Source organism: Corynebacterium sp. HMSC04H06, from assembly GCF_001815935.1.
In the GTDB taxonomy this organism is placed as follows: Bacteria; Actinomycetota; Actinomycetes; order Mycobacteriales; family Mycobacteriaceae; genus Corynebacterium.
This window is the reverse complement of the sequence record NZ_KV823417.1, coordinates 26,100-45,009: the sequence shown is the minus strand read 5'-3', so window position 1 is coordinate 45,009 and position 18,910 is coordinate 26,100. Positions and strand designations below refer to the sequence as shown.

The window sequence follows — 18,910 nt, the reverse complement described above, 5'->3', positions numbered from 1 at the left end:
AAATGAACCGGCGTGACTAACCCCATGACTGAAAACCCGCGCACCTACGAGGTGCGCACGTTCGGCTGTCAGATGAACGTGCACGACTCGGAGCGTATCTCCGGCCTCCTGGAGGACGCCGGTTACGTGGCCGCCCCGCAGGAGGTGGAGCCGGATCTGATCGTCTTCAACACCTGCGCGGTGCGCGAGAACGCCGACAAGCGTCTCTACGGCACTCTGGGTTCGCTGAAGAAGACGAAGGAGAACCACCCCGGCATGCAGATCGCCGTGGGCGGGTGTCTGGCACAGAAGGACAAGGACACCGTCTTGACCAACGCGCCGTGGGTGGACGCTGTTTTCGGTACCCACAACATGTCCGCGCTGCCGACGCTGTTGGAGCGCGCCCGCCACAACGACGAGGCGCAGATCGAAATCGTCGACGCGCTGGAGGCGTTCCCCTCGGTGCTGCCCGCCAAGCGCGAGTCCGCCTACTCCGGTTGGGTCTCCATCTCCGTCGGCTGCAACAACACGTGCACCTTCTGCATCGTGCCCTCGCTGCGCGGCAAGGAAGAGGACCGCCGGCCCGGCGACATCCTCGCCGAGGTCCAGGCGCTGGTCGACCAGGGTGTGTCCGAGGTGACCCTGCTGGGCCAGAACGTCAACGCCTACGGCGTCCACTTCGCCGACCCGGAACTGCCGCGCGACAAGTACGCGTTTTCCAAGCTCTTGCGTCAGGTGGGCCGGATCGAGGGCCTAGAGCGCCTGCGCTTTACCTCCCCGCACCCGGCGGAATTTACCTCCGACGTCATCGACGCCATGGCGGAGACCCCGGCGGTCTGCCCGCAGCTGCACATGCCGCTCCAGTCGGGCTCGGACAAGGTGCTCAAAGACATGCGCCGGTCCTACCGCACGAAGAAGTTTCTCCGCATCCTGGATGAAGTCCGCGAGAAGATCCCGCACGCGGCGATCACCACCGACATCATCGTCGGCTTCCCGGGCGAGACCGAGGAGGACTTCCAGGAGACCATGGAGCTGGTGCGCAAGGCGCGGTTTAGCTCCGCGTTCACGTTCCAGTACTCCCCGCGGCCGGGCACCCCGGCGGCGGAGATGGAACAGCAAATCCCTAAGGACGTCGTCCAGGACCGCTTCGAGCGCCTGGTGGCCCTGCAGGACTCCATCCAGGCCGAGGAAAACGCCCAGCTGGTCGGCACCGACGTGGATCTGCTCGTGCAGGCCACCGGCGGGCGCAAGAACGACCAGACCCACCGCCTGTCCGGGCGCGCCCGCGACGGCCGCCTAGTCCACTTCGCCGCTGTGGACGGCGATGGGAACGACATCCGGGATGAAATCCGCCCCGGCGACATCGTGCACACCACGGTGACGGATTCCGGCTCCTTCTTCCTGGTGGCCGACGCCGGGGTGAGCTCCCACCGCCGCACCAAGGCCGGCGACATGTCGGCCGCCGGCCAGACCCCGACCACGGCGCCGGTTGGCGTTGGCCTGGGGTTGCCGTCGGTGGGGCGGCCGGCCGAAACCCCGGCATCCGCTAACGGCGGGTGCTGCTAAACAAACCGAGTAAGGTCGAAGACTGTGACTGATTCAAATCGCCCGGAAACGCCATCCTCCAGCTCGGAAGTAGAGCAGCCGGAACCGCTGCTCTATATTGAAAACAGCAAGGAAAAGCAGGCCGCCGCCGCGGCGGAAAAGCGCGCGGCGCGCACGATGGACCTGCGCGGCCATATCGTCACCCTCTGGGTGGCCGTGGCCCTGTTCGTGGCCTACCTGCTGCTGCCGCACGCGGGCCCGGTCCGCGGTTTCCAAGTGCTGACCGGGCAGTCCGGTGAGGTGGAGATCTCCATCGTGGAATACGTCTTCGCCGTGCTGATGACCCTAGGCGTGGGCGTGCTGACCACCCTGACGCTGATTACCCGCCGGGCCGCATTCGGCCTGGCCGGCTGGATGATGGCGACGGTGGCCTTCGCGGTCTCGTTGTTCATGTTCTGGGTGCGCGGCTCCCAGAGCTACGGGGTCGGCATCGGCGCCGTCTGCGGGGTCGTCGCCTGCGGCCTGACCTTTATCGCCTACTGCCTGGTGGCCCTGCGCCGCAGCCCGGAGCAGCAGGAGGCCCAGGAGCGCGCTCGCGCGGCGGCCGGGACTATGGACGAGGTCGGACAGGTCCAGAACCGCATCCGCGCCACCGTGGACCCAGACAGTAACCCGCTGCTGGTCGATGACCGCCGCCAGCAGGCCGCGGCCCGCTACCGCCGCACCCACGGCGAGACCAACGGGACCGGCCAGCCGCGGAACTAACGAAACTGCAGGTCGCGCTGCCAGGCCGTGGTCACGGCGATGGGCTGGCTGTCCAGGCGCGCGTGCAGCGCCCGCGCGGGCACGTCGCTGAGCGCGGCGGAGCCGTAGACCCGGTTAAGTTCCGGCCAGAAATCTCGCGCCATAACTAGCGCGGCCCGCGCGGTGGCCGTGGCCAGCCCCTGGCGGCGCCAATCCCGGTCGGTGACCATGAGTGTCCATTCGGCTATCTCCGCGTACCCGCCGTGGTGGCGGCCGCACTCGGCGAGGCTGCGCACGCGGCGGCTGGCCCCGGTGGCATCGATAGCCGCCACGAGGACGGTCTCGGACCGGCGCTCGTGCACACGGGCGGCGGGCCTCGTTGAGCCTGTCGGCAGTCCAGGCTACCGGCTCGACGGTCATCGCCCCGTAGTCGGCGTCCTGCGAGGCCACCGTGAGAAGCTCGACGACCTGGGGCTCGATATCGGCGGGCAGGTCGTAGTTGTGGAAGGCAGCGAACTGCCAACCCTCGGGCAGGCCGGGGAGACCTGGGAGATTCGCGAGATCCGGGAGAACCGGGGAGTCCGGGGTGGCCTGGCCGCCCGCCGCCGTTATGTGGGTGACCAGCTGGGTCTCGGCGTGCCGGCGGCTAAACCGGCTGCGCGTGAAGACCTCCGCGAGGGAGGCGGGCAGGACCTCGTCGTCCGGCGTGTGCATCATCCCGGTGAGCACGCGGGCACGGCCCAGGCGCTGGGCGAGATCGCAGCCGGTATCCAGCATCCAGGCCAACAAATCCGCGGCCTCCGGCTCCAGCGGGGTGCCCGGCAGGGGGAGGTAGCCCGCGTCCAACACGCAGTCGAGCTCGGCGTTGCCCAAATCCTCGAGCTGCGGGCGGCTGAGCTGGATGAAGCCCACGTAGTCGAGCTCCGGGATGTCACCGGTGCTGGCCAGCAGCGGGTAGCCCAGCGGGGAGAGCTCGCCCACGGGAACGGGGCCGGAGACAACCGCGAAAAGGTCAGTGAGCATCTCCGGGGTGCCGCACAGCGCGTGCAGCGCCAGCTCCGCGGACATGGAGGCCGCCGGATCCCTGGTGGCTTCCTGAGCGGCCAGGTTCGACAGGAAGCTCAGCGTCCGGATGGCATCGCTGGGCTCGGTGAATACCGCAGGCTGGCCCGGGGCGACCGGACGGCCGTCGCTGGTGCGGGGAGCGGCAAGGTGGGCCAGGTGCAGGTGGGGGAAATCAGGCACGGGTACTACTGCTCATCCAGTACCGCGGCGGCGGTCTGGGCCCACTGCTCCCACTGCTCGGCCTGGGCGCGCAGCTTCTTTTCCTTCTGCGTGTTGCCCGTGGCGGCGGCCGCATCCGCCTGCTGGTTAAAGTCCTGAGCACGGGAGCGGAACTGTTCCACGCGCGCCTGGGCCTCCGGGTCGGTGCGGCGCCACTGGGACTCCTCGGCGTCGGAGACGCGCTTTTCGACTTCGGCGATCTTGTCCTCGTACTCGCGGATCTGGTTGCGCGGGACGAAGCCAATCTCCTCCCACTTTTCCTGCAGCTCGCGCAGCTTGGCCTTGGCGGTGTTCAGGTTGGCCGCCGGGTCGATCTGCGGGGAGTACTCCGCCAGCAGCGTGTCCTTGGCTTGGGCGTTGGCGGCGAATTCCTTGTCGCGCTCCGCGTTGACCTGGTTGCGGGCGTTGAAGAAGTGGTCCTGGGCGGCGCGGAACCGCGCCCAGAGGCGATCATCCACGTCGCGCGGGGCGCGGCCGGCGGCCTTCCACTCTTGCATCAGGTCGCGATAGGCGCGGGCGGTCGGGCCCCAGTCGGTGGAGTTCTGGAGTGCCTCGGCGCGCTCGACCAGCTCTTCCTTCTTCTTCCGGGCGGCAGCGCGAGAGCGGTCCAGCTCCGCGAAGTGAGAGCCGCGGCGGCGGTTGAAGGCGTCGCGGGCGCGGGAGTAGCGCTTCCACAGCTGGTCATCGGTCTTGCGGTCGATGCCTTTGATGGTCTTCCACTCGTCCAGGATGGCGCGGATGCGGTCGCCGGCGGCCTTCCACTCGGTGGAGTTTTCCGCGATCTCCTCGGCCTCAGCCGCGAGCTTTTCCTTCTCCGCGATGGCCGCGGCGCGGCGCTCGGCCTTGTCAGCCTGGGCCTTCTCCCGCGCGGCGGCGGAGTGGTCCATGATGGCGGCCAGGCGCTTGTCCAGCGCGTCCAGGTCGCCCACCACGGCGGCGGTGGCCAGGTCCGCGCGCAGGGTGGCGGCGGTGTCCTTGATGGAATCCGCCTCCTGCGGGTTGGCCTTGAGGCGGGCCTCGAGCAGCTCGACCTCGGTGGCCAGGTCGTCGTAGCGCTTGCCGAAGTGGGCCAGGCCCTCGGCGGCCGTACCCGCCTGCCAGGAGCCCACGGCGCGCTCGCCGTCACCGGTGGTGACGTAGACGGTGCCGTCTGCAGCCACCCGGCCCCACTTGGTCGGGTCGGACTTCGGCGTCTGGGACAGTGCTACCGGCGTTGCCGGCTGAGCCCCGGGCTGCGGGGTTTGACCCGGCTTCGGGGCCTGCGGCCGAGGGCCGGGCTTCGGCATGTTGCCGGGGTGCGGTACCTGTGATTGAGGGGCCATGAGTCAAACACCATCCTTGTGCAAAAATCGCCGCCGCGCGACACGGCTGCCTTCTACGTGAGTATGCGATTTCGCGCCCTAAAAAGCGCGAAGTGCCGATTCATTACTTTACTCGGTATTCACCCGCCACGTGCGGACTCCCAGGCGGCCGGGTGAACTGTGGGGCAGCCCCGCCAGCGGCTAAGATTATCCGCGTATGTCTACCTTCGTGATAATCCCCGGTTCCCCCGCCTTGGTGCGCGAACTCGCGCCTAGCGATGCCGCCGGGGCCCAATTGCTAGACCACGCCCGCGCGGCGCTGGGGCAGGCGGTAGCCACGCTTCGCGCGCACGCCCTAGCCGAGCACGCCCGCGTGCCGGTCGACGTGGTCTGCTCGCAGGCGCCGCGCTGGCGCACCAAACACGCCGGCTCCTTCGCGGCCTGGGGCGCGCCGCAGGTCCGGGTGTCGGGCGGGCATTACCTGGCGGAGCTGGTGGCCCGCTACGTCGCCGAGCCCGTCGACGGGGTAGAGGTGCGGGCCGTGCGCGAGCACCTCGGCACGCCCGACCAGCAGGCCATCACCGTGGTGGTCGTCGACGGCAGCGCCGGGCTAGACAGCCGCGCCCCGCTGGCCGAGCTGCCCGCAGCAGCCGCGGCGCACCAGTGGTGCTGCGAGCTGCTTGGAGGAGGCAGCACCACCCCGCACGCATGGGACGCGGGGCACCTGTTCGAGGCCGGCATCGTCGAGCCGGCGCTCTGGCTGGAGCTGGCCGAGTGCGCCTCCCGCTGGGGCCGGCGGGAGGCGGAGCTCATCGCCGCGGACGACTCCCTGGGTGTGGGGCGCTACGTCGCGCGCTGGGAGGTGGACTAATGCTGCCAACCCCCATTGCCGTGGTGGGGCCGACGGCCTCCGGCAAATCCGCGCTCGGCGTGGCCCTGGCGCACGCACTCGACGGGGAAGTGGTCAACGTCGACTCCATGCAGCTGTACCGCGGCATGGATATCGGCACGGCTAAGCTTTCTGTCGAAGAGCGCGAAGGCATCCCGCACCACCAGCTGGACGTCTGGAACGTCACGGAGACCGCCTCCGTGGCCCGCTACCAGACCGCGGCGATAGCCGACGTGGAAGACATCCAGTCCCGGGGCAAGACCCCCATCCTGGTCGGCGGGTCGATGCTCTACGTCCAGTCCCTGGTCGATGATTGGCAGTTCCCGCCAACGGACCCGGACGTCCGCCAGAAATACGAAGACCTCCGGCTAGACATCGGCACGGCGGCCCTACACGACCTGCTGGCCGAGCGGGACCCGCAGGCCGCCGAGACCATCGAGGACCAAGACCCGCGGCGCACCGTGCGCGCCCTGGAAGTCATCGAGCTGACCGGCCGGCCCTTCCAGGCCAGCCAGCCGCCCAAGAACGCCCCGCCCCGCTGGGGGACGCGGCTGCTGGGGCTGCACGCCCCGGCCGAATGGCTCAACCCGCGCATTGAGCTGCGCACCCGGCAGATGTTCGCCCAGGGGCTGGTCGGCGAGGTCGAAGGCCTCAAAGAGATGGGCCTGCGGGCGGACTCCACGGCGGGCCGGGCCATCGGCTACGCGCAGGTCCTGCAGTACCTCGACGGCCAGCTCTTTCTAGATGAGGCGGAAGAAAAGACCGTCTTCGGCACGCGCCGCTACGTGCGGCGCCAACGCTCCTGGTTCCGCCGGGACAAGCGCATCTACTGGTTGGATGCGGCCGGCGACACCTTCGCCGCGGCCCAGCAGGCCTTAGGCCTGGGCTAGTAGCCTTGCCGCCCCGCGCACCCCAGCCCCGCTGGCTGGGGCCTGGTCGGGAAAACAGTAGACGAAACAGTAGACTCGGTGCCATGCGAGTTAGTAAAGGTCACGGAACCGAGAACGATTTCCTCATCATCCCGAGCTTCGAGGAGCTCGTGGATCTGCCCGAAAAGCGCGTGCAGCGGCTGTGCGACAGGCGCGCCGGGCTCGGCGCTGACGGCGTGTTGCGCGTGGTGCGCGCCGGGCAGCTGCTGGAGGCCGGCGAGATCGAGGAGCTGCCCGCTGGCTTGGACCGCGAGGATTGGTTCATGGACTACCGTAATGCGGATGGCTCCGTGGCGGAGATGTGCGGCAACGGCACCCGGGTCTTCGCCCACTGGCTCAGCGCCCACGGCCTGGTCGATGGCTCCACCTTCAACGTCGGCACCCGCGCCGGCACCAAGGAGGTGACGGTGCACGCTGCCGATGCCACGGACGCCACCGTCAGCGTCCAGATGGGCGAGGCGAAGGTGCTAGGGGGCTCGACCGCGCAGGTGGGCACCCACCGGGTAGCGGGCCTTGGCGTGGACGTGGGAAACCCCCACTTGGCCGCGGTCGTGCCGGGCCTGGAACCGGCGGAGCTTGCCGAGTGGGAGCTGGGCACCCCGACCTGGGACACGGATTTTTTCCCGGCGGGGGTCAACGTGGAAATCGTCACCCCGGCCGCAGACGGCGAGGTGCACATGCGCGTGGTCGAGCGCGGCGTAGGGGAGACGCGCTCGTGCGGTACGGGAACCGTGGCCGCCGCGCGCGTCGCGCTGGCCGATGCCGGCCGCGGGGAGGGTACCGTGCGCGTCCACGTGCCGGGCGGGACCGTGGAGGTCACCATCACCGACGGCGGCTCGGTACTGACCGGCCCGTCGCGGATCGTCGCGGACGGGGAGACCAGCCTCTAGCTGGCCTCGTCGCCCAGGCTGTTGTCGGGGCCCTCGCTGTTATAGCGCGCGCCCAGCCGCTGGGCGGACCGGCGGGCGTTGATCCAGGACTCCTTGATATCGAGCGCGCGCTGGTCGGTGACCCGCAGCAGCGACTCCAAGTCCTGGGTTTCTAGCTCCGTGCTGGCCAAGCGGGCATTCAGCCGGTTGAGGAAGCGGCGCGCGGAGGCGTACTGGTAGTGGAAGTTTTCTACCGCCTCGTCGCCGCAGTCGTAATCCAGCAGCGCCGGGCGGTGCAGGGTGCGGTCCGCGATGGTGTCGGCGTCCTGGGCGTTGCTGAAGTGGTCGAATTCGTCCATGACGTCCGTGATGTCTTCCGCCGACAGCTGGATGGAAGAGCGCAGCACCCGGTGTTCGTGGGCGTCCGGGCGCATGGAGAGCATGACCCACACCGCCCCGGCCAGCAGGAGCGCGACCACTAAGCCGACTACCTTGAGCAGCCCGATGAGGAAGGCGGCGGCGATGATCGTCGAAACGATCGCCAGGGCGCGGCGCTGGCCAGCGGATCGGGGGAAAGGCAGTGGCATGGTGGGGTCACCTCCTTGAAGGGCCGGTTAAATATCGGAAGCTACGAATAAACGGACAGGACTTTGAGGGGCATCTTACCGTGTGGGACGGCCGTCGACTAGGAACAACCGCAACCGCCGGAGCCGCACCCGCAGCCCCCGCCGGAGCCACAGCCGCCGGTCGGGGCGGCCACGCTAGCGGTCAGCAGGGCCGAGGCGGCCAGGACCGTGTTCTTTTCCGGCAGCTCGCCGCCGTCGTCGGGCAAGCAAACATCCAGCGGGAAGGCGCCGTCGAGCACCACGTGGGCAAAGCGCTGGCCGGTCAGCTCGTTGGTCAGCCACTGGCTTTCCATCACGCGCCCGGCGAACTCGAAGGCCGGGGTCGGGGCCAGGGCCCCGGAGCCGGAGGCGATGATCTCCGCGCCGCTGGACTTGGCCACCGCCGGGAACTGGCCGGTTTCGGCCTCAAAGGCCTCGGCAGAGGCGTAGCGGCGGGTCTCCAATGCCAAGGCGGTCAGACTGACCTGCTGCCACTGCTGGGTTTCTTCCTCCGCCAGCAGCGGGCCCTGGGCGAGGTTCGCGGTCACCGTGGCCAGCACCGTGCCGAAGGGGTCGATGACCTCCAGGTGGGCGAGCACGTCGTTGACCATGTCGACGTGGGCGAAGGACTGCGTTACGGCGTTGAAGCCGACGAAGGTGGCAAACGGCTCCACGGCGAGGATGTTGAGCTGCGCGCCGCTCGGGTCGGTGAACTGGATGAGCTGCCCGCCGCGGACCTCGCCAGTGACCTGCAGGTGATCCGTGGCGATCGCCGCCTCGACGGCTTGTTGCCAGCGGTCGAAGTTAAAGCCCAACGCCGCCATTTCCGGCAGCTTGTGCACCGTCCCGGCCGGTTGTTCTGCGCGGGCGGCGGGCGCTTCCGGGGTCGGCTGCTGGGAAGAGGCTGGGGTATCGGCCGCGGTCGTCGGGCCGGACTGGCTGGCATGCGTGGTCATATCGATATTCTATCCCTTACGAGTGCCGGCACTTAAATTCGCGGCGGCCGTCCGTGGGCCCCGCCCGCTGTCCCCAGACGGCACCCGCGGAAGCGGCGGTCTTCAGTTAGCCGGTGTCACTTGGGGTTTAGCGCAGTGACGTGGAAGAATAAGTACCAATATGACTGAATCTTCACAATTTAGTAACGAGCACGAAAAGCTGCTCGCCCACGCCTTCCGCGACAACGCGCCGCAACGGCCCGCGCACGCGGACGAGGAACTAAGCACCGGTGAGATGGATCTGGCAGAGCGTAACGCTTTGCGCAGCGTGACCCGGGAGACCACCATCCGCGCCGAGGACACCACGGATGGCTACGAAGTTGAGTACCGAAAGCTGCGCCTGGAGCAGGTCATCCTGGTCGGTGTGTGGACCGAGGGCACCATCGCCGAGGTCGAGGCCACCCTGGACGAGCTGGCCGCCTTGGCCGAGACCGCCGGCGCCGAGGTCGTCGAGCTCATCTACCAGAAGCGCGACAAGCCAGACTCCGGCACGTTCATCGGCTCCGGCAAGGTCAAGGAGCTCAAAGAGATCGTGGAGGCCACCGGCGCGGACACGGTCATCTGCGACGGCGAGCTCAACCCCGGCCAGCTGACCGCGCTGGAGCGCGCCCTCAACACTAAGGTCATCGACCGCACGATGCTGATTCTGGATATCTTCGCCCAGCACGCGAAGTCTAAGGAAGGTAAGGCGCAGGTCTCGCTCGCCCAGCTGGAGTACCTTTACACACACACCCGTGGTTGGGGCGGCAACCTGTCGCGCCAGGCGGGCGGCCGCGCCGGCTCCAACGGCGGCGTGGGCCTGCGTGGCCCGGGTGAGACCAAGATTGAGACCGACCGCCGCCGCATCCGCACGGAGATGGCCCGCCTGCGCAAGGCGCTGCGGAACATGAAGACCGCGCGTGAGGTCAAGCGCTCCCGCCGCGCCGCGTCCACGGTGGCGCAGATCGCCATTGCCGGCTACACGAACGCGGGCAAGTCCTCGCTCATCAACGCGATGACCGGGGCCGGCGTGCTGGTGGAAGACGCCCTGTTCGCCACGCTGGATCCCACCACCCGCCGCGCGCAGCTGGGCGACGGCCGCCAGGTGGTCTTCACCGACACCGTCGGCTTCGTCCGCCACCTGCCCACGCAGCTGGTCGAGGCCTTCAAGTCCACGCTGGAGGAGGTGCTGGGCGCGGATCTCATGCTGCACGTGGTCGACGGCTCGGATCCCTTCCCGCTCAAGCAGATCTCCGCGGTCAACAAAGTCACCTACGACATCGTCAAGGAGACGGGGGAGAACCCGCCGCCGGAAATCATCGTGATCAACAAGATCGACCAGGCCGATCCCCTGGTGCTGGCGGAGGTCCGCCACACCCTGGACCGCGACAACGTGGTCTTCGTCTCGGCGAAGACCGGCGAGGGCGTCGACGAGCTGACCACCCGGGTCGAGCTCTTCCTCAACACCCTGGACGCGGACGTCGAGTTGCTCGTGCCGTACACCCGCGGCGACGTGGTGGCCCGCCTCCACGAGGAGGGCACGGTGCGCAGCGAGGACTACTTGGAAGACGGCACTCGGATAAGCGCCCGCGTGCCGCAGCAGGTCGCGGCGGAGCTTACCGAGTTTCGCGTGGATTAACCCTGCCCGGCGCAGGTGATCCATAATGAAGACTCGTGAGTAATATTTTCGGATGGACCGTCCACGGTGACGGAAAGAAGATCGCCCCGGGGGCCGTGGTCGCCCCGGAAGAACGGTTGAACTGGCCGCGCACCATCGGCATTGGCATGCAGCACGTCGTGGCCATGTTCGGCGCCACGCTGCTGGTGCCCACCCTGACCGGTTTCCCGGTCAATACCACGCTGTTGTTCTCCGGCATCGGCACCATCCTGTTCTTGGCGATTACCCGCAACCGCCTGCCGTCCTACCTGGGCTCCTCGTTCGCCTTCATCGCGCCGCTCTCCGCCTCGCAGGCCCAGGGCATTGGCGTGCAGGCCGGCGCCGTGCTGTGCACGGGCGTGGCGTTGATTATCATCGGCCTCATCGTCAAGGCAGCGGGCAAGCGCGTTATCGACGCCGTCATGCCCCCGGCCGTTACCGGCGCCATCGTCGCACTCATCGGCCTGAACCTGGCCCCGAACGCAGCCGCGAACTTCTCCAGTCAGCCGCTGGTGGCCGCCGTGACCCTGGTGGTCATCCTGCTGGCCACGGTGGCCGGCCGCGGCATGGTCTCGCGCCTGTCCATCCTCATCGGCGTCGTAGTCGGCTGGGCCTTTGCCGCGCTGACCGGCAACTTGGAACCGTCCGCCGGCGAATCCATTAGGGAGGCAGCCTGGGTGGGCCTGCCGCAGTTCCACGCCCCGGAGTTCAACCTCTCGGCCATCGCGGTGGCCCTGCCGGTGCTGGTCGTCCTCATCGCCGAAAACGTCGGCCACGTCAAGGCCGTCTCGGAGATGACCAACCGGGACCTCGACGACTTGGCGGGCGATGCCCTCTTCGCCGACGGCCTGGCCACCTCTTTGGCCGGCGGCTTCGGCGGCTCCGGCACCACCACCTACGCGGAAAACATTGGTGTCATGGCCGCCACCCGGGTCTATTCCACCGCCGCCTATTTCGTCGCGGCCCTGACCGCCATCGCCCTGGCATTCGTCCCGAAATTCGGCGCGCTCATCTTCACCATCCCCACCGGCGTGCTGGGCGGAGCCACCCTGGTGCTCTACGGGCTCATCGGCATGCTCGGCGTGCGCATCTGGATGGACAACAAGGTCAACTTCAACAACCCGGTCAACCTGACCGCGGCCGCCGTGGCGCTCATCGCCGGAATCGGCAACCTCACCCTCGACGTCTTCGGCGTCACTCTCGAGGGCATCGCCTGGGGCTCCGTCGGCATCATCATCGGTTACCCCATCATGAAGCGCCTCTACGACCACGTCGGGGAAGGGCAGAACGCGAAGTATTAGGCTCCCGCTCAATCAGCTTAAGCGCTGTCTGGTTATCTGGACAGGGCTTTTCGCGATCTTGGAGGTTCTAAAGTGCGTGAGCGCGGCTTTGTGGTCGAGTTGAGAATCTCAATAGGACCATCGGGTGGCGTCACTAAGCATGTGACTATGAAGTGAACTTCGCGTTAAATCTGTTTAATATCGGTGGAATAAGGGAGGGCAATGGGGACTTTCCGGTACAGAATGGAGTCTGCCAAAAGAGTATGGCTAAGTTCTTACATTTTCACGATGACAACCACCGTGAGGCCCACTGAGCGCTACCGCCTGTGCAAGCAGAACTGACTGCCGCCGTTGGCGGAGGCAGTCTTTCGCCGCGGGCCGGGACCTGGTTCGGGAGATGCCTCGTGTTTGTCGGAAGGGAGAGAATCCGGTGTCGCACATCGACTGGGACAGTGTCTCTTTTCGATACTCGAAATATGGGCCATATATTCTGCGGGATGCCTCGCTGTCGTTGTCACGGCCTGGCATTTACGAAGTCCGGGGCCCATCGGGAAGCGGTAAATCCACGGTTCTGGACCTGTTGGCCGGTCTGCGCTCACCCAGTGAAGGCCAGGTCACCATCGACGGTAAACGGTTCGGAAAGGGCGCGGCCAAGAAGCTAACCTCGTGGCGCGCCGCGCACGTCGGATACGCGCCACAGGCGCCGACCCTCCTGCCTAGCCTCAGCTGCCGGGAGAACCTCGAGCTGGCAGTTCACGTCGCCGGACGGGGGCTCGACGCCCAGGGCAGGGATGAGCTGCTTGGCACGTTGGGCATGCAGCCTTTCGCAGAAGCCCTGCCGGTAGAGTTATCCGGGGGTCAGCGCCAGCGCGTTGCGGTGGCCCAGGCACTAGCTTCCCAACCGGACCTAGTGCTCATGGATGAGTCCGTCAGTGCGCTTGATGGCGCGAATGTCAGCGTGGTCGAGGACTTGCTGCGCCAGTCGGCGAAGCGGGGAGCCATAGTGGTCTATTGCTCCCACCGCGAGCTTTTCAACGGGCAGGCAGAAACGCTGCTGCAGATGGGGGCATAGCTCATGAAGGCCATGACTCCCACCGCCGCCTACCGGAGAGAGCTGTCGGTGACGGCGCGCCCCTTCATCGGGGGAATCGTACTGGCTGCGGTAGTAATAGGCACGCTCGTCGGCACCATCCTTTACGTCGCATTCTCGACTGGCGGAAGCAGCGATTTCAAGGCTGGCGTGACGAATATGAGTCTGATTGCGATCATCCCGGCATTCGCCGGGGTTCGGTTGGCGCATCAGAATTTTATCGCTGACCACCGAAATACCGTGCAAGCGCTGCGGATTCTCGGCATAGGCAGGGCGTTTTTCACCAGGCACCTGCTGCTGCAAGGGGCGTGCCTGGCGCTTCTGGCAAGCGTTTCGGCGGTCGTGTTGGGACGGTTGTTGGCGACGCCGCTTTTCAAGGTGATTTTGCTAGGGCTCAACAAGCAGCTGCCAGATCACTGGGGCTCGCCCATTGACGTTGCCTGGTCGTCACTGTTGGTCTTAGTCCCCCTGTACCTCCTCGGCGTGGGGATTCTCAACGTTGACAAGGTGCTGGCCAAAACCGGGGATCGGGGAGCGGCGACAGTAGGTAAGTCCAAGTCCTTGGTGGGACTGGTTGGCCTAGTGCTCGCAGTGGTCAATATTGCCGCGGGTATCTGGTCCATGGTGACGACTCCGCCAGGGCCTGTCGTGTTGATATTCGTCTTCACCTTGCCGTTCCTCGCTGTCACACTTGCCGGCCCCTTCGCTCGGGCGCTAGCTCGCTGGGCAGCCGCGGCGATCAAAAAGGTGAGCGGCTGGTCGGCACCCGCACTAGGCATCCGCTCCTCCGAAACCGTCGGGACGACCTCGAGGGTGGGGCTTGCTACCGCGCTCGTGGCCATCCCGCTGGCAGGCTTCACAGGTGCACAGACCTCGTTATGGGCGGCAAATTACGTAGGATCCCAGAATTTCCAAACGGTCCCAGTCGTCGTTGGCCAAGATTTTCGCCTGTTGCAAGCGCAGGAAGCAGACGGTGTATGCGAGGAGATCGGTGACGACTGCCGTGGGGTGGTCTACTGGCAGCCTTCGGACTTCGAAGCTGCGGGGGAGACCTCCGTACCGATGGAGAAGGCGTCTGACTATTCTCTGGCCGGATCGAATGACCACGTGATAGGGCAACTACTCTCGCCCGCGGCGCCGGTGAAAACCCACAGCCCCTTCTACCCAGACTTCATGGTGCCGTTCTCCGGTATCTCTAGCGAGTCTCCAGTCAAACCGGAATGGGGGCTTCCCGTGGTCGCAGAATCGGCTAGCGCACCGGATCATCTCCGGGTGGAGTCCGCGCAGGATTGGGTACGGCACGTGGATATGGATAGCCAGATCATGTACGGGCCCCACGGCGACGGAACCGCCGGTTTCGTCCCCACCGCGGCCTACACTCTCCTGGCGATCTGCCTGGTCCTCGCGGTCTCTGTGATGGGCAAGCGGGCCAATCTGCATGCGTTCTTCTCACCGCTGCGTCTTTTGGGCCGTACCCAAGGCGCGATCCGGCGAACGGAATTTTGGGCCATCCTCTTCCCGTACTGTGTTGCCATGCTGACAGCGCTCCTCGTGGGCATCTGGTACACGGTCGCCGTCCATGTCGCGGTCTCGGGGTACCCGGGGGCGCTGCTGCCTTACCTTCCCCCAGGGCTATGGGTGCTCTTTGTCCTCGTCTTCTTAGGCACGAGTGCGACTGCCTTCCTGCCTACCCCAAACAAGGACGAGCGTGGCGCAGAAGCGCCCTAGACACTGGCGTGCCGGCGCCTAAAGACGCAAAAATCCCGCCGCGTGGGCGGGATTTCCTTGCTAATTACTACAGATTACGGGCCGCTGCTTTAGGACCTTTTACTCGGCGTCCAAATCCTGCTCGATGAGGGAAGCGATCTTCTCGACGGCTTCGGAGTTCTCGGAAGTGACGGTGACCTCGTCGCCCTGCTCGGCGCCTAGGGCCATGATCATCAGGGACGAGGCGGCATCGGTCTCATCGTCATCGTCTTCGCCCACGAGGTTGAGGAAGATGTCCTCGTCGAACTCGCCAGCGGCGTCAGCGATGATGGAAGCCGGACGGGCGTGCAGGCCCACGGAGGAACCTACCTTGACAGTCTTGGAAGCCATGATTAATCAATCCTTTCATCGGTTGTTTTCTGCCCCAGTCTACGGCGCGCTAGTTCCGCGTGCCACGCCCCGCGCCGGTGTGCGCGCGACTGTGGCGGAAGCGGTAGCGCCGCGGGGCGTGCTTTAAGCCGCGGCGGGCTCGGCCTGGGCGGCGGCGTCCTTGGCAGCGGCTTCGCGCACGGCCTTGTTAGGCCAGAACTGCTTGAGGGCGAGCACACAGATGGCCGAGACCACCACGCCGGCGATGATCGCCAGGAAGTAGCTGCCCACCGGGGAGATAGCGAACGGCACGAAGATGCCGCCGTGCGGGGCGCGGGAGGTAACGCCCATGCCCATGGAGATAGCGCCGGTCACGGCGCCGCCGGCCATCATGGCCGGGATGACGCGGAACGGGTCGGCCGCGGCGAACGGGATGGCGCCTTCCGAGACGAAGGACAGGCCCAGCAGCCAGGCGGACTTACCGTTTTCTTGCTCCGCCGGGGTGAACAGGTTCTTGCGGATGAACGTGGCCAGTGACAGGGCGATAGGCGGCACCATGCCGGCGGCCATGACCGCGGCCATGATCTCCATGGAGGCCTGGTCGCCGGTGGACAGGCCGGCGGTGGCGAAGAGGTAGGCCGCCTTGTTGACTGGGCCGCCCAGGTCGAAGCACATCATCAGGCCGAGGATAAGGCCCAGCAGGACCGCGGAGGAGCCGGTCATGGAGCGCAGCCAGTTCTGCAGGCCCTCCATGATGCCGGCCAGCGGCGCGCCCAACAGCATGTACATCAGTACGCCGACGACCAGGGTGGCGAACAGCGGGATGATGACCACCGGCATCAGGGAGCCCAGCCAGCGCGGGACCTTCCAGCTGCCGATCCACATGGCGACTAGGCCGGCGATGAGACCGGTGACCAGGCCGCCGATGAAGCCGGCGCCCAGCAGCACGGCGATGGCGCCGCCGGCAAAGCCCGGGGCGATGCCGGGGCGTCCGGCCAGCGCGAAGGCGATATAGCCGGACAGCGCGGCCACGATGAAACTCATGGCGGCCTGGCCGGTGGCGAACAGAACCGCGCCCAGGTAGAGCATCATCCCGGAGCGCTGGAATTCCATCATCGCCCCGTCGACCTCAACGGCATTGCCCGGCAGGTTGGTCGGGGAGTAGTTGGTGGTAATGGCCTGCCAGCCGTTGGCGACGTCGGCGCCACCGAAGAGGAAGCCAAGCGCCAGCAGCAGGCCGCCGGCGGCCACGAACGGAACCATGTAGGATACACCGGTCATGATCGCCTGCTGGATGCGCTTGCCCCAGCCCAGCTTCGCGCCTTCCTCGGCGTCGCTGGACTGGGCCGCGGCGGTACCGCTGACCTTGCGGGCGTTCGGCTTCTGCGCGGCCGCCACGGCCTCGTCCAGCATGGTGCCGGGCTCGTTGATGGCGCGCTTAACCCCGGACTCGATCACCGGCTTGCCGGCGAAGCGCTCGCGGTCGCGGACCCCGACGTCGGTGGCGAAGATGACGGCATCGGCGGTCTCGATGACGCTGCTGGGGAGCGGCTCCTGGTTGGCGGAGCCCTGAGTCTCTACGTTGAGCTCGATATCGGAGCGGGTATCCGCGTTCTGCGTCAGCGCGTCGGCTGCCATGTAGGTGTGGGCAATACCGGTCGGGCAGGCGGTCACCGCCACGATGCGCGTGACCGCGGCACCGGATGCCGACTCCCGTGCACCGGTGGTGTTAGTGACGTTAGCAGCCGCGGCACTGGTAACCGCGGTGGCCCCGGCCTGTGCCCCGGCGCTGCCGGCAGTCTCCGCGGCCTGCTTCTTCGGCCTCTTTTCCGCGTTGACCACGCCGAGGACGGCCTCGACGACTTCTTCCGGGCGCTGGGCGGTACGCAGGACCTCGAGGAAGTCTGGGCGGACGAGCGCGCGGGCCAGCTTGGACAGAATCTTCAGGTGGGCCTTGCCGCCGCCTTCGGGAGCGGCGATGAGGAAGACCAAGTTAGCGTCGCCGTCGGGGCCGGAGAAGTCGACGCCGTCGGCCAGGCGCGCGAACGCCAGGGTCGGCTCGGTGACCGCGGCGGAACGGCAGTGCGGGATGGCGACCTGCCCGGCCACGTCGGTGCGCCCCTTGGACTCGCGTTCGATGGCCGACTGGGCCAGGCCGTCGACCTCTGTGGCGCGGCCGGTGGAGTGCACCAGCGTGGCCAGCTCGGTGATGACCGAGTCGACGGAATCGCTGAAGTGGGCATCAAGGGCCACCAGGTCGGCGGTGATGATCTCAGAAGCCATGAGACAGCTCCAATTCTTTAGGATTTCGGGAAAGGATGTTTAGTTATCAAGTTCGTCGAGCGTGGTGCCTGCCAGGTCGATCTGGTCCGGCCGGGGCAGGGTGGTACCGGCCAGGCCCGCGGCGGCCGTGCCGTAGGCGACGGCCTGGCGCAGCGCCTCCGGATGGGTGGTGCCCGCGGTGCGCGCCAGCAGGTACCCGGCGAGAGCCGAGTCACCCGCACCGACGGTGGAGACGACCTCGGAAGCCGGGGGCGTAGCCACCCAGGCCTCATCGGCGGTGACGAGTACCGCGCCGGCGCTGCTCAGGGTCACCAGGATTTCGCTGACTCCGCGCTGGACCACGGAGCGGGCCGCAGCCACGACTCCAGAATAATCGCCGCGCGCGGCTTGTTCCTCGAGCGCGAGCCCGTCCTCGCCGGCGAGCTGGCCGAGCTCGAAGCCGTTGGGCTTGAGCAGGTCCGGTGCGGCCGCCTCCAGGTTATGGGCAACTTCCAGCATGGGCTGGTCGGAGGTGTCTACCGCGATCCGGGTCTGCGGGGAGGCGCTGCGCAGGGCCTTGATGAGTGAGGAATACCAGTCGGTCGGGCAGCCCGGTGGCAGGGAACCAGCCAGGACGACCCAGTCCGCGTTCGCCGAGAGGGCGCCCAAACGCTGGATGAGCTCCTGCTGGACCTCCGGACCCACCAGCGGGCCGGGGCCGTTGATCTTGGTGGTGCCGCCAGAGGGATCGGTAATCGTCGTGTTCACGCGGATGGTCTGGTTGAGGGGGACCGCCTCGTGGGGCAGGGAGGCATCTTCTACCAGGGAGAGGAAGATATCCGCGGGGCCGGCGGGAAACAGCGCGATGGTGGGGTGCCCCGCCAGGTAGGCGGCGTGGGTGACGTTGATTCCTTTGCCGCCTGCGACTTGGGAAACGGACCGGGCGCGGTGGACCAGCCCGGTGGTTAACGGTTCATCGAGGGACAAGGTCGCGTCGATGCTGGGGTTAGGGGTCAGCGTCAAAATCATAGTGGGTGGGCTTCCTCCGGCGGGCGCTTCGACTATTCGTCCCGCGCTGCGCCGATTGTCGTCCTTGACCGCCGGCGCAGGGCGCCGGGCGGGGTGGACCAGGCAGCGGTTCGCGGCCGAGTGGTCGAGGGGGTCAATGTCAACGAACTGTAACGTGTGTCAACGTTTGTAGATGTTTACTTGGTATTGTTGCCCGATTATGCCCGTATGTCAATGGGTATATGTGGTTTTCCGTGGGTCTCGGTAGACTGGGCAGAAAGTTGTTCTCTTGCGGAGCCTCCCCGGGGCCTGCCGACTCCTGCACCAGCGGGCCGGAGGCGCACGGCACTTAGCTCCGCAAGACCTCAGAAATCGTTTCTAGTGAGTGCTGGCGAGCCTGAGTAGGATTGCCATAAAT

17 protein-coding genes are annotated in these 18,910 nt (G+C 66.9%); 9 read left to right on the top strand and 8 right to left on the bottom strand.

What is annotated here, in order from left to right; genetic code table 11:
- The first annotated feature begins 24 nt into the window (after window positions 1–24).
- On the top strand, window positions 25–1,545 hold the full coding sequence (gene miaB / locus HMPREF3067_RS04125) for a tRNA (N6-isopentenyl adenosine(37)-C2)-methylthiotransferase MiaB (RefSeq protein WP_070768464.1): 1,521 nt from the start codon (window positions 25–27) through the stop codon (window positions 1,543–1,545).
- 24 nt (window positions 1,546–1,569) lie between these two features.
- Window positions 1,570–2,289, top strand: a complete 720-nt coding sequence (locus HMPREF3067_RS04120) for an Rv2732c family membrane protein (RefSeq protein WP_246819232.1) — start codon at window positions 1,570–1,572, stop codon at window positions 2,287–2,289.
- Here the strand turns inward: HMPREF3067_RS04120 and HMPREF3067_RS11335 are convergent.
- Genes HMPREF3067_RS11335 through HMPREF3067_RS04110 form a run of 3 tightly spaced genes read right to left on the bottom strand, consistent with a single transcriptional unit; the run spans window position 2,286 to window position 4,874 of the window.
- A complete protein-coding gene (locus tag HMPREF3067_RS11335) occupies window positions 2,286–2,498 on the bottom strand; it encodes a hypothetical protein (RefSeq protein WP_371259766.1) in 213 nt (70 codons plus the stop codon). The two genes, HMPREF3067_RS04120 and HMPREF3067_RS11335, sit on opposite strands and share 4 nt — an antisense overlap.
- Window positions 2,404–3,513: a hypothetical protein gene (locus HMPREF3067_RS04115; RefSeq protein WP_070768463.1), complete on the bottom strand. Its 1,110-nt coding sequence runs from the start codon at window positions 3,511–3,513 to the stop codon at window positions 2,404–2,406. Before HMPREF3067_RS04115 ends, HMPREF3067_RS11335 begins: the two co-directional genes overlap by 95 nt.
- Before the next feature lie 5 nt (window positions 3,514–3,518).
- Window positions 3,519–4,874, bottom strand: a complete 1,356-nt coding sequence (locus HMPREF3067_RS04110; protein WP_070768462.1) for a DUF349 domain-containing protein — start codon at window positions 4,872–4,874, stop codon at window positions 3,519–3,521.
- Between the two features lie 196 nt (window positions 4,875–5,070).
- Here HMPREF3067_RS04110 and HMPREF3067_RS04105 point away from each other — a divergent pair, with 196 nt between their 5' ends.
- The 3 genes from HMPREF3067_RS04105 to dapF all read left to right on the top strand — a co-directional run bounded on the left by HMPREF3067_RS04105 (window position 5,071) and on the right by dapF (window position 7,561).
- Window positions 5,071–5,724 carry a hypothetical protein gene (locus HMPREF3067_RS04105; protein ID WP_070768461.1) on the top strand — a complete coding sequence of 218 codons (654 nt, stop codon included), beginning with the start codon at window positions 5,071–5,073 and terminating at the stop codon, window positions 5,722–5,724.
- A gap of 2 nt (window positions 5,725–5,726) precedes the next feature.
- Window positions 5,727–6,632, top strand: coding sequence for a tRNA (adenosine(37)-N6)-dimethylallyltransferase MiaA (gene miaA, locus HMPREF3067_RS04100; RefSeq protein ID WP_070768498.1), 906 nt, complete (start codon window positions 5,727–5,729; stop codon window positions 6,630–6,632).
- Between the two features lie 83 nt (window positions 6,633–6,715).
- Window positions 6,716–7,561 carry a diaminopimelate epimerase gene (gene dapF, locus HMPREF3067_RS04095; protein ID WP_070768460.1) on the top strand — a complete coding sequence of 282 codons (846 nt, stop codon included), beginning with the start codon at window positions 6,716–6,718 and terminating at the stop codon, window positions 7,559–7,561.
- On the opposite strand, the gene HMPREF3067_RS04090 is transcribed toward dapF, so the two are convergent.
- Both HMPREF3067_RS04090 and HMPREF3067_RS04085 read right to left on the bottom strand, forming a co-directional pair.
- On the bottom strand, window positions 7,558–8,127 hold the full coding sequence (locus HMPREF3067_RS04090) for a hypothetical protein (protein ID WP_070768459.1): 570 nt from the start codon (window positions 8,125–8,127) through the stop codon (window positions 7,558–7,560). The genes dapF and HMPREF3067_RS04090 overlap by 4 nt on opposite strands.
- Before the next feature lie 98 nt (window positions 8,128–8,225).
- Entirely contained in the window at window positions 8,226–8,969 is a 744-nt protein-coding gene (locus HMPREF3067_RS04085; protein ID WP_070768497.1) for a hypothetical protein, read from the bottom strand.
- A 292-nt stretch (window positions 8,970–9,261) separates the two neighbouring features.
- Here HMPREF3067_RS04085 and hflX point away from each other — a divergent pair, with 292 nt between their 5' ends.
- The 4 genes from hflX (at window position 9,262) to HMPREF3067_RS04065 (ending at window position 14,874) form a co-directional block, all read left to right on the top strand.
- A complete protein-coding gene (hflX, locus tag HMPREF3067_RS04080) occupies window positions 9,262–10,758 on the top strand; it encodes a GTPase HflX (protein ID WP_070768458.1) in 1,497 nt (498 codons plus the stop codon).
- Window positions 10,759–10,793: 35 nt separating this feature from the next.
- Window positions 10,794–12,077 carry a uracil-xanthine permease family protein gene (locus tag HMPREF3067_RS04075; RefSeq protein WP_070768457.1) on the top strand — a complete coding sequence of 428 codons (1,284 nt, stop codon included), beginning with the start codon at window positions 10,794–10,796 and terminating at the stop codon, window positions 12,075–12,077.
- 376 nt (window positions 12,078–12,453) lie between these two features.
- Entirely contained in the window at window positions 12,454–13,128 is a 675-nt protein-coding gene (locus HMPREF3067_RS04070; protein WP_083319128.1) for an ATP-binding cassette domain-containing protein, read from the top strand.
- 3 nt (window positions 13,129–13,131) lie between these two features.
- On the top strand, window positions 13,132–14,874 hold the full coding sequence (locus HMPREF3067_RS04065) for an FtsX-like permease family protein (protein ID WP_070768455.1): 1,743 nt from the start codon (window positions 13,132–13,134) through the stop codon (window positions 14,872–14,874).
- Between the two features lie 99 nt (window positions 14,875–14,973).
- On the opposite strand, the gene HMPREF3067_RS04060 is transcribed toward HMPREF3067_RS04065, so the two are convergent.
- The 3 genes from HMPREF3067_RS04060 to HMPREF3067_RS04050 form a co-directional block, all read right to left on the bottom strand.
- Window positions 14,974–15,243 carry an HPr family phosphocarrier protein gene (locus HMPREF3067_RS04060; RefSeq protein ID WP_070768454.1) on the bottom strand — a complete coding sequence of 90 codons (270 nt, stop codon included), beginning with the start codon at window positions 15,241–15,243 and terminating at the stop codon, window positions 14,974–14,976.
- Between the two features lie 123 nt (window positions 15,244–15,366).
- Window positions 15,367–17,505, bottom strand: coding sequence for a PTS fructose transporter subunit IIABC (locus tag HMPREF3067_RS04055; RefSeq protein ID WP_070768453.1), 2,139 nt, complete (start codon window positions 17,503–17,505; stop codon window positions 15,367–15,369).
- 39 nt (window positions 17,506–17,544) lie between these two features.
- Window positions 17,545–18,513, bottom strand: coding sequence for a 1-phosphofructokinase family hexose kinase (locus HMPREF3067_RS04050; protein WP_070768452.1), 969 nt, complete (start codon window positions 18,511–18,513; stop codon window positions 17,545–17,547).
- Between the last annotated feature and the right edge of the window lie 397 nt (window positions 18,514–18,910).

Bases quoted from the DNA above. Each gene is read 5' to 3' on its own strand.
- miaB (WP_070768464.1), top strand. From the start codon at position 25: ATGACTGAAAACCCGCGCACCTACGAGGTGCGCACGTTCGGCTGTCAG.
- HMPREF3067_RS11335 (WP_371259766.1), bottom strand. From the start codon at position 2,498: ATGGTCACCGACCGGGATTGGCGCCGCCAGGGGCTGGCCACGGCCACC.
- HMPREF3067_RS04110 (WP_070768462.1), bottom strand. From the start codon at position 4,874: ATGGCCCCTCAATCACAGGTACCGCACCCCGGCAACATGCCGAAGCCC.
- HMPREF3067_RS04105 (WP_070768461.1), top strand. From the start codon at position 5,071: ATGTCTACCTTCGTGATAATCCCCGGTTCCCCCGCCTTGGTGCGCGAA.
- dapF (WP_070768460.1), top strand. From the start codon at position 6,716: ATGCGAGTTAGTAAAGGTCACGGAACCGAGAACGATTTCCTCATCATC.
- HMPREF3067_RS04090 (WP_070768459.1), bottom strand. From the start codon at position 8,127: ATGCCACTGCCTTTCCCCCGATCCGCTGGCCAGCGCCGCGCCCTGGCG.
- HMPREF3067_RS04085 (WP_070768497.1), bottom strand. From the start codon at position 8,969: ATGGCGGCGTTGGGCTTTAACTTCGACCGCTGGCAACAAGCCGTCGAG.
- hflX (WP_070768458.1), top strand. From the start codon at position 9,262: ATGACTGAATCTTCACAATTTAGTAACGAGCACGAAAAGCTGCTCGCC.
- HMPREF3067_RS04070 (WP_083319128.1), top strand. From the start codon at position 12,454: ATGCCTCGTGTTTGTCGGAAGGGAGAGAATCCGGTGTCGCACATCGAC.
- HMPREF3067_RS04065 (WP_070768455.1), top strand. From the start codon at position 13,132: ATGAAGGCCATGACTCCCACCGCCGCCTACCGGAGAGAGCTGTCGGTG.
- HMPREF3067_RS04060 (WP_070768454.1), bottom strand. From the start codon at position 15,243: ATGGCTTCCAAGACTGTCAAGGTAGGTTCCTCCGTGGGCCTGCACGCC.
- HMPREF3067_RS04055 (WP_070768453.1), bottom strand. From the start codon at position 17,505: ATGGCTTCTGAGATCATCACCGCCGACCTGGTGGCCCTTGATGCCCAC.
- HMPREF3067_RS04050 (WP_070768452.1), bottom strand. From the start codon at position 18,513: ATGATTTTGACGCTGACCCCTAACCCCAGCATCGACGCGACCTTGTCC.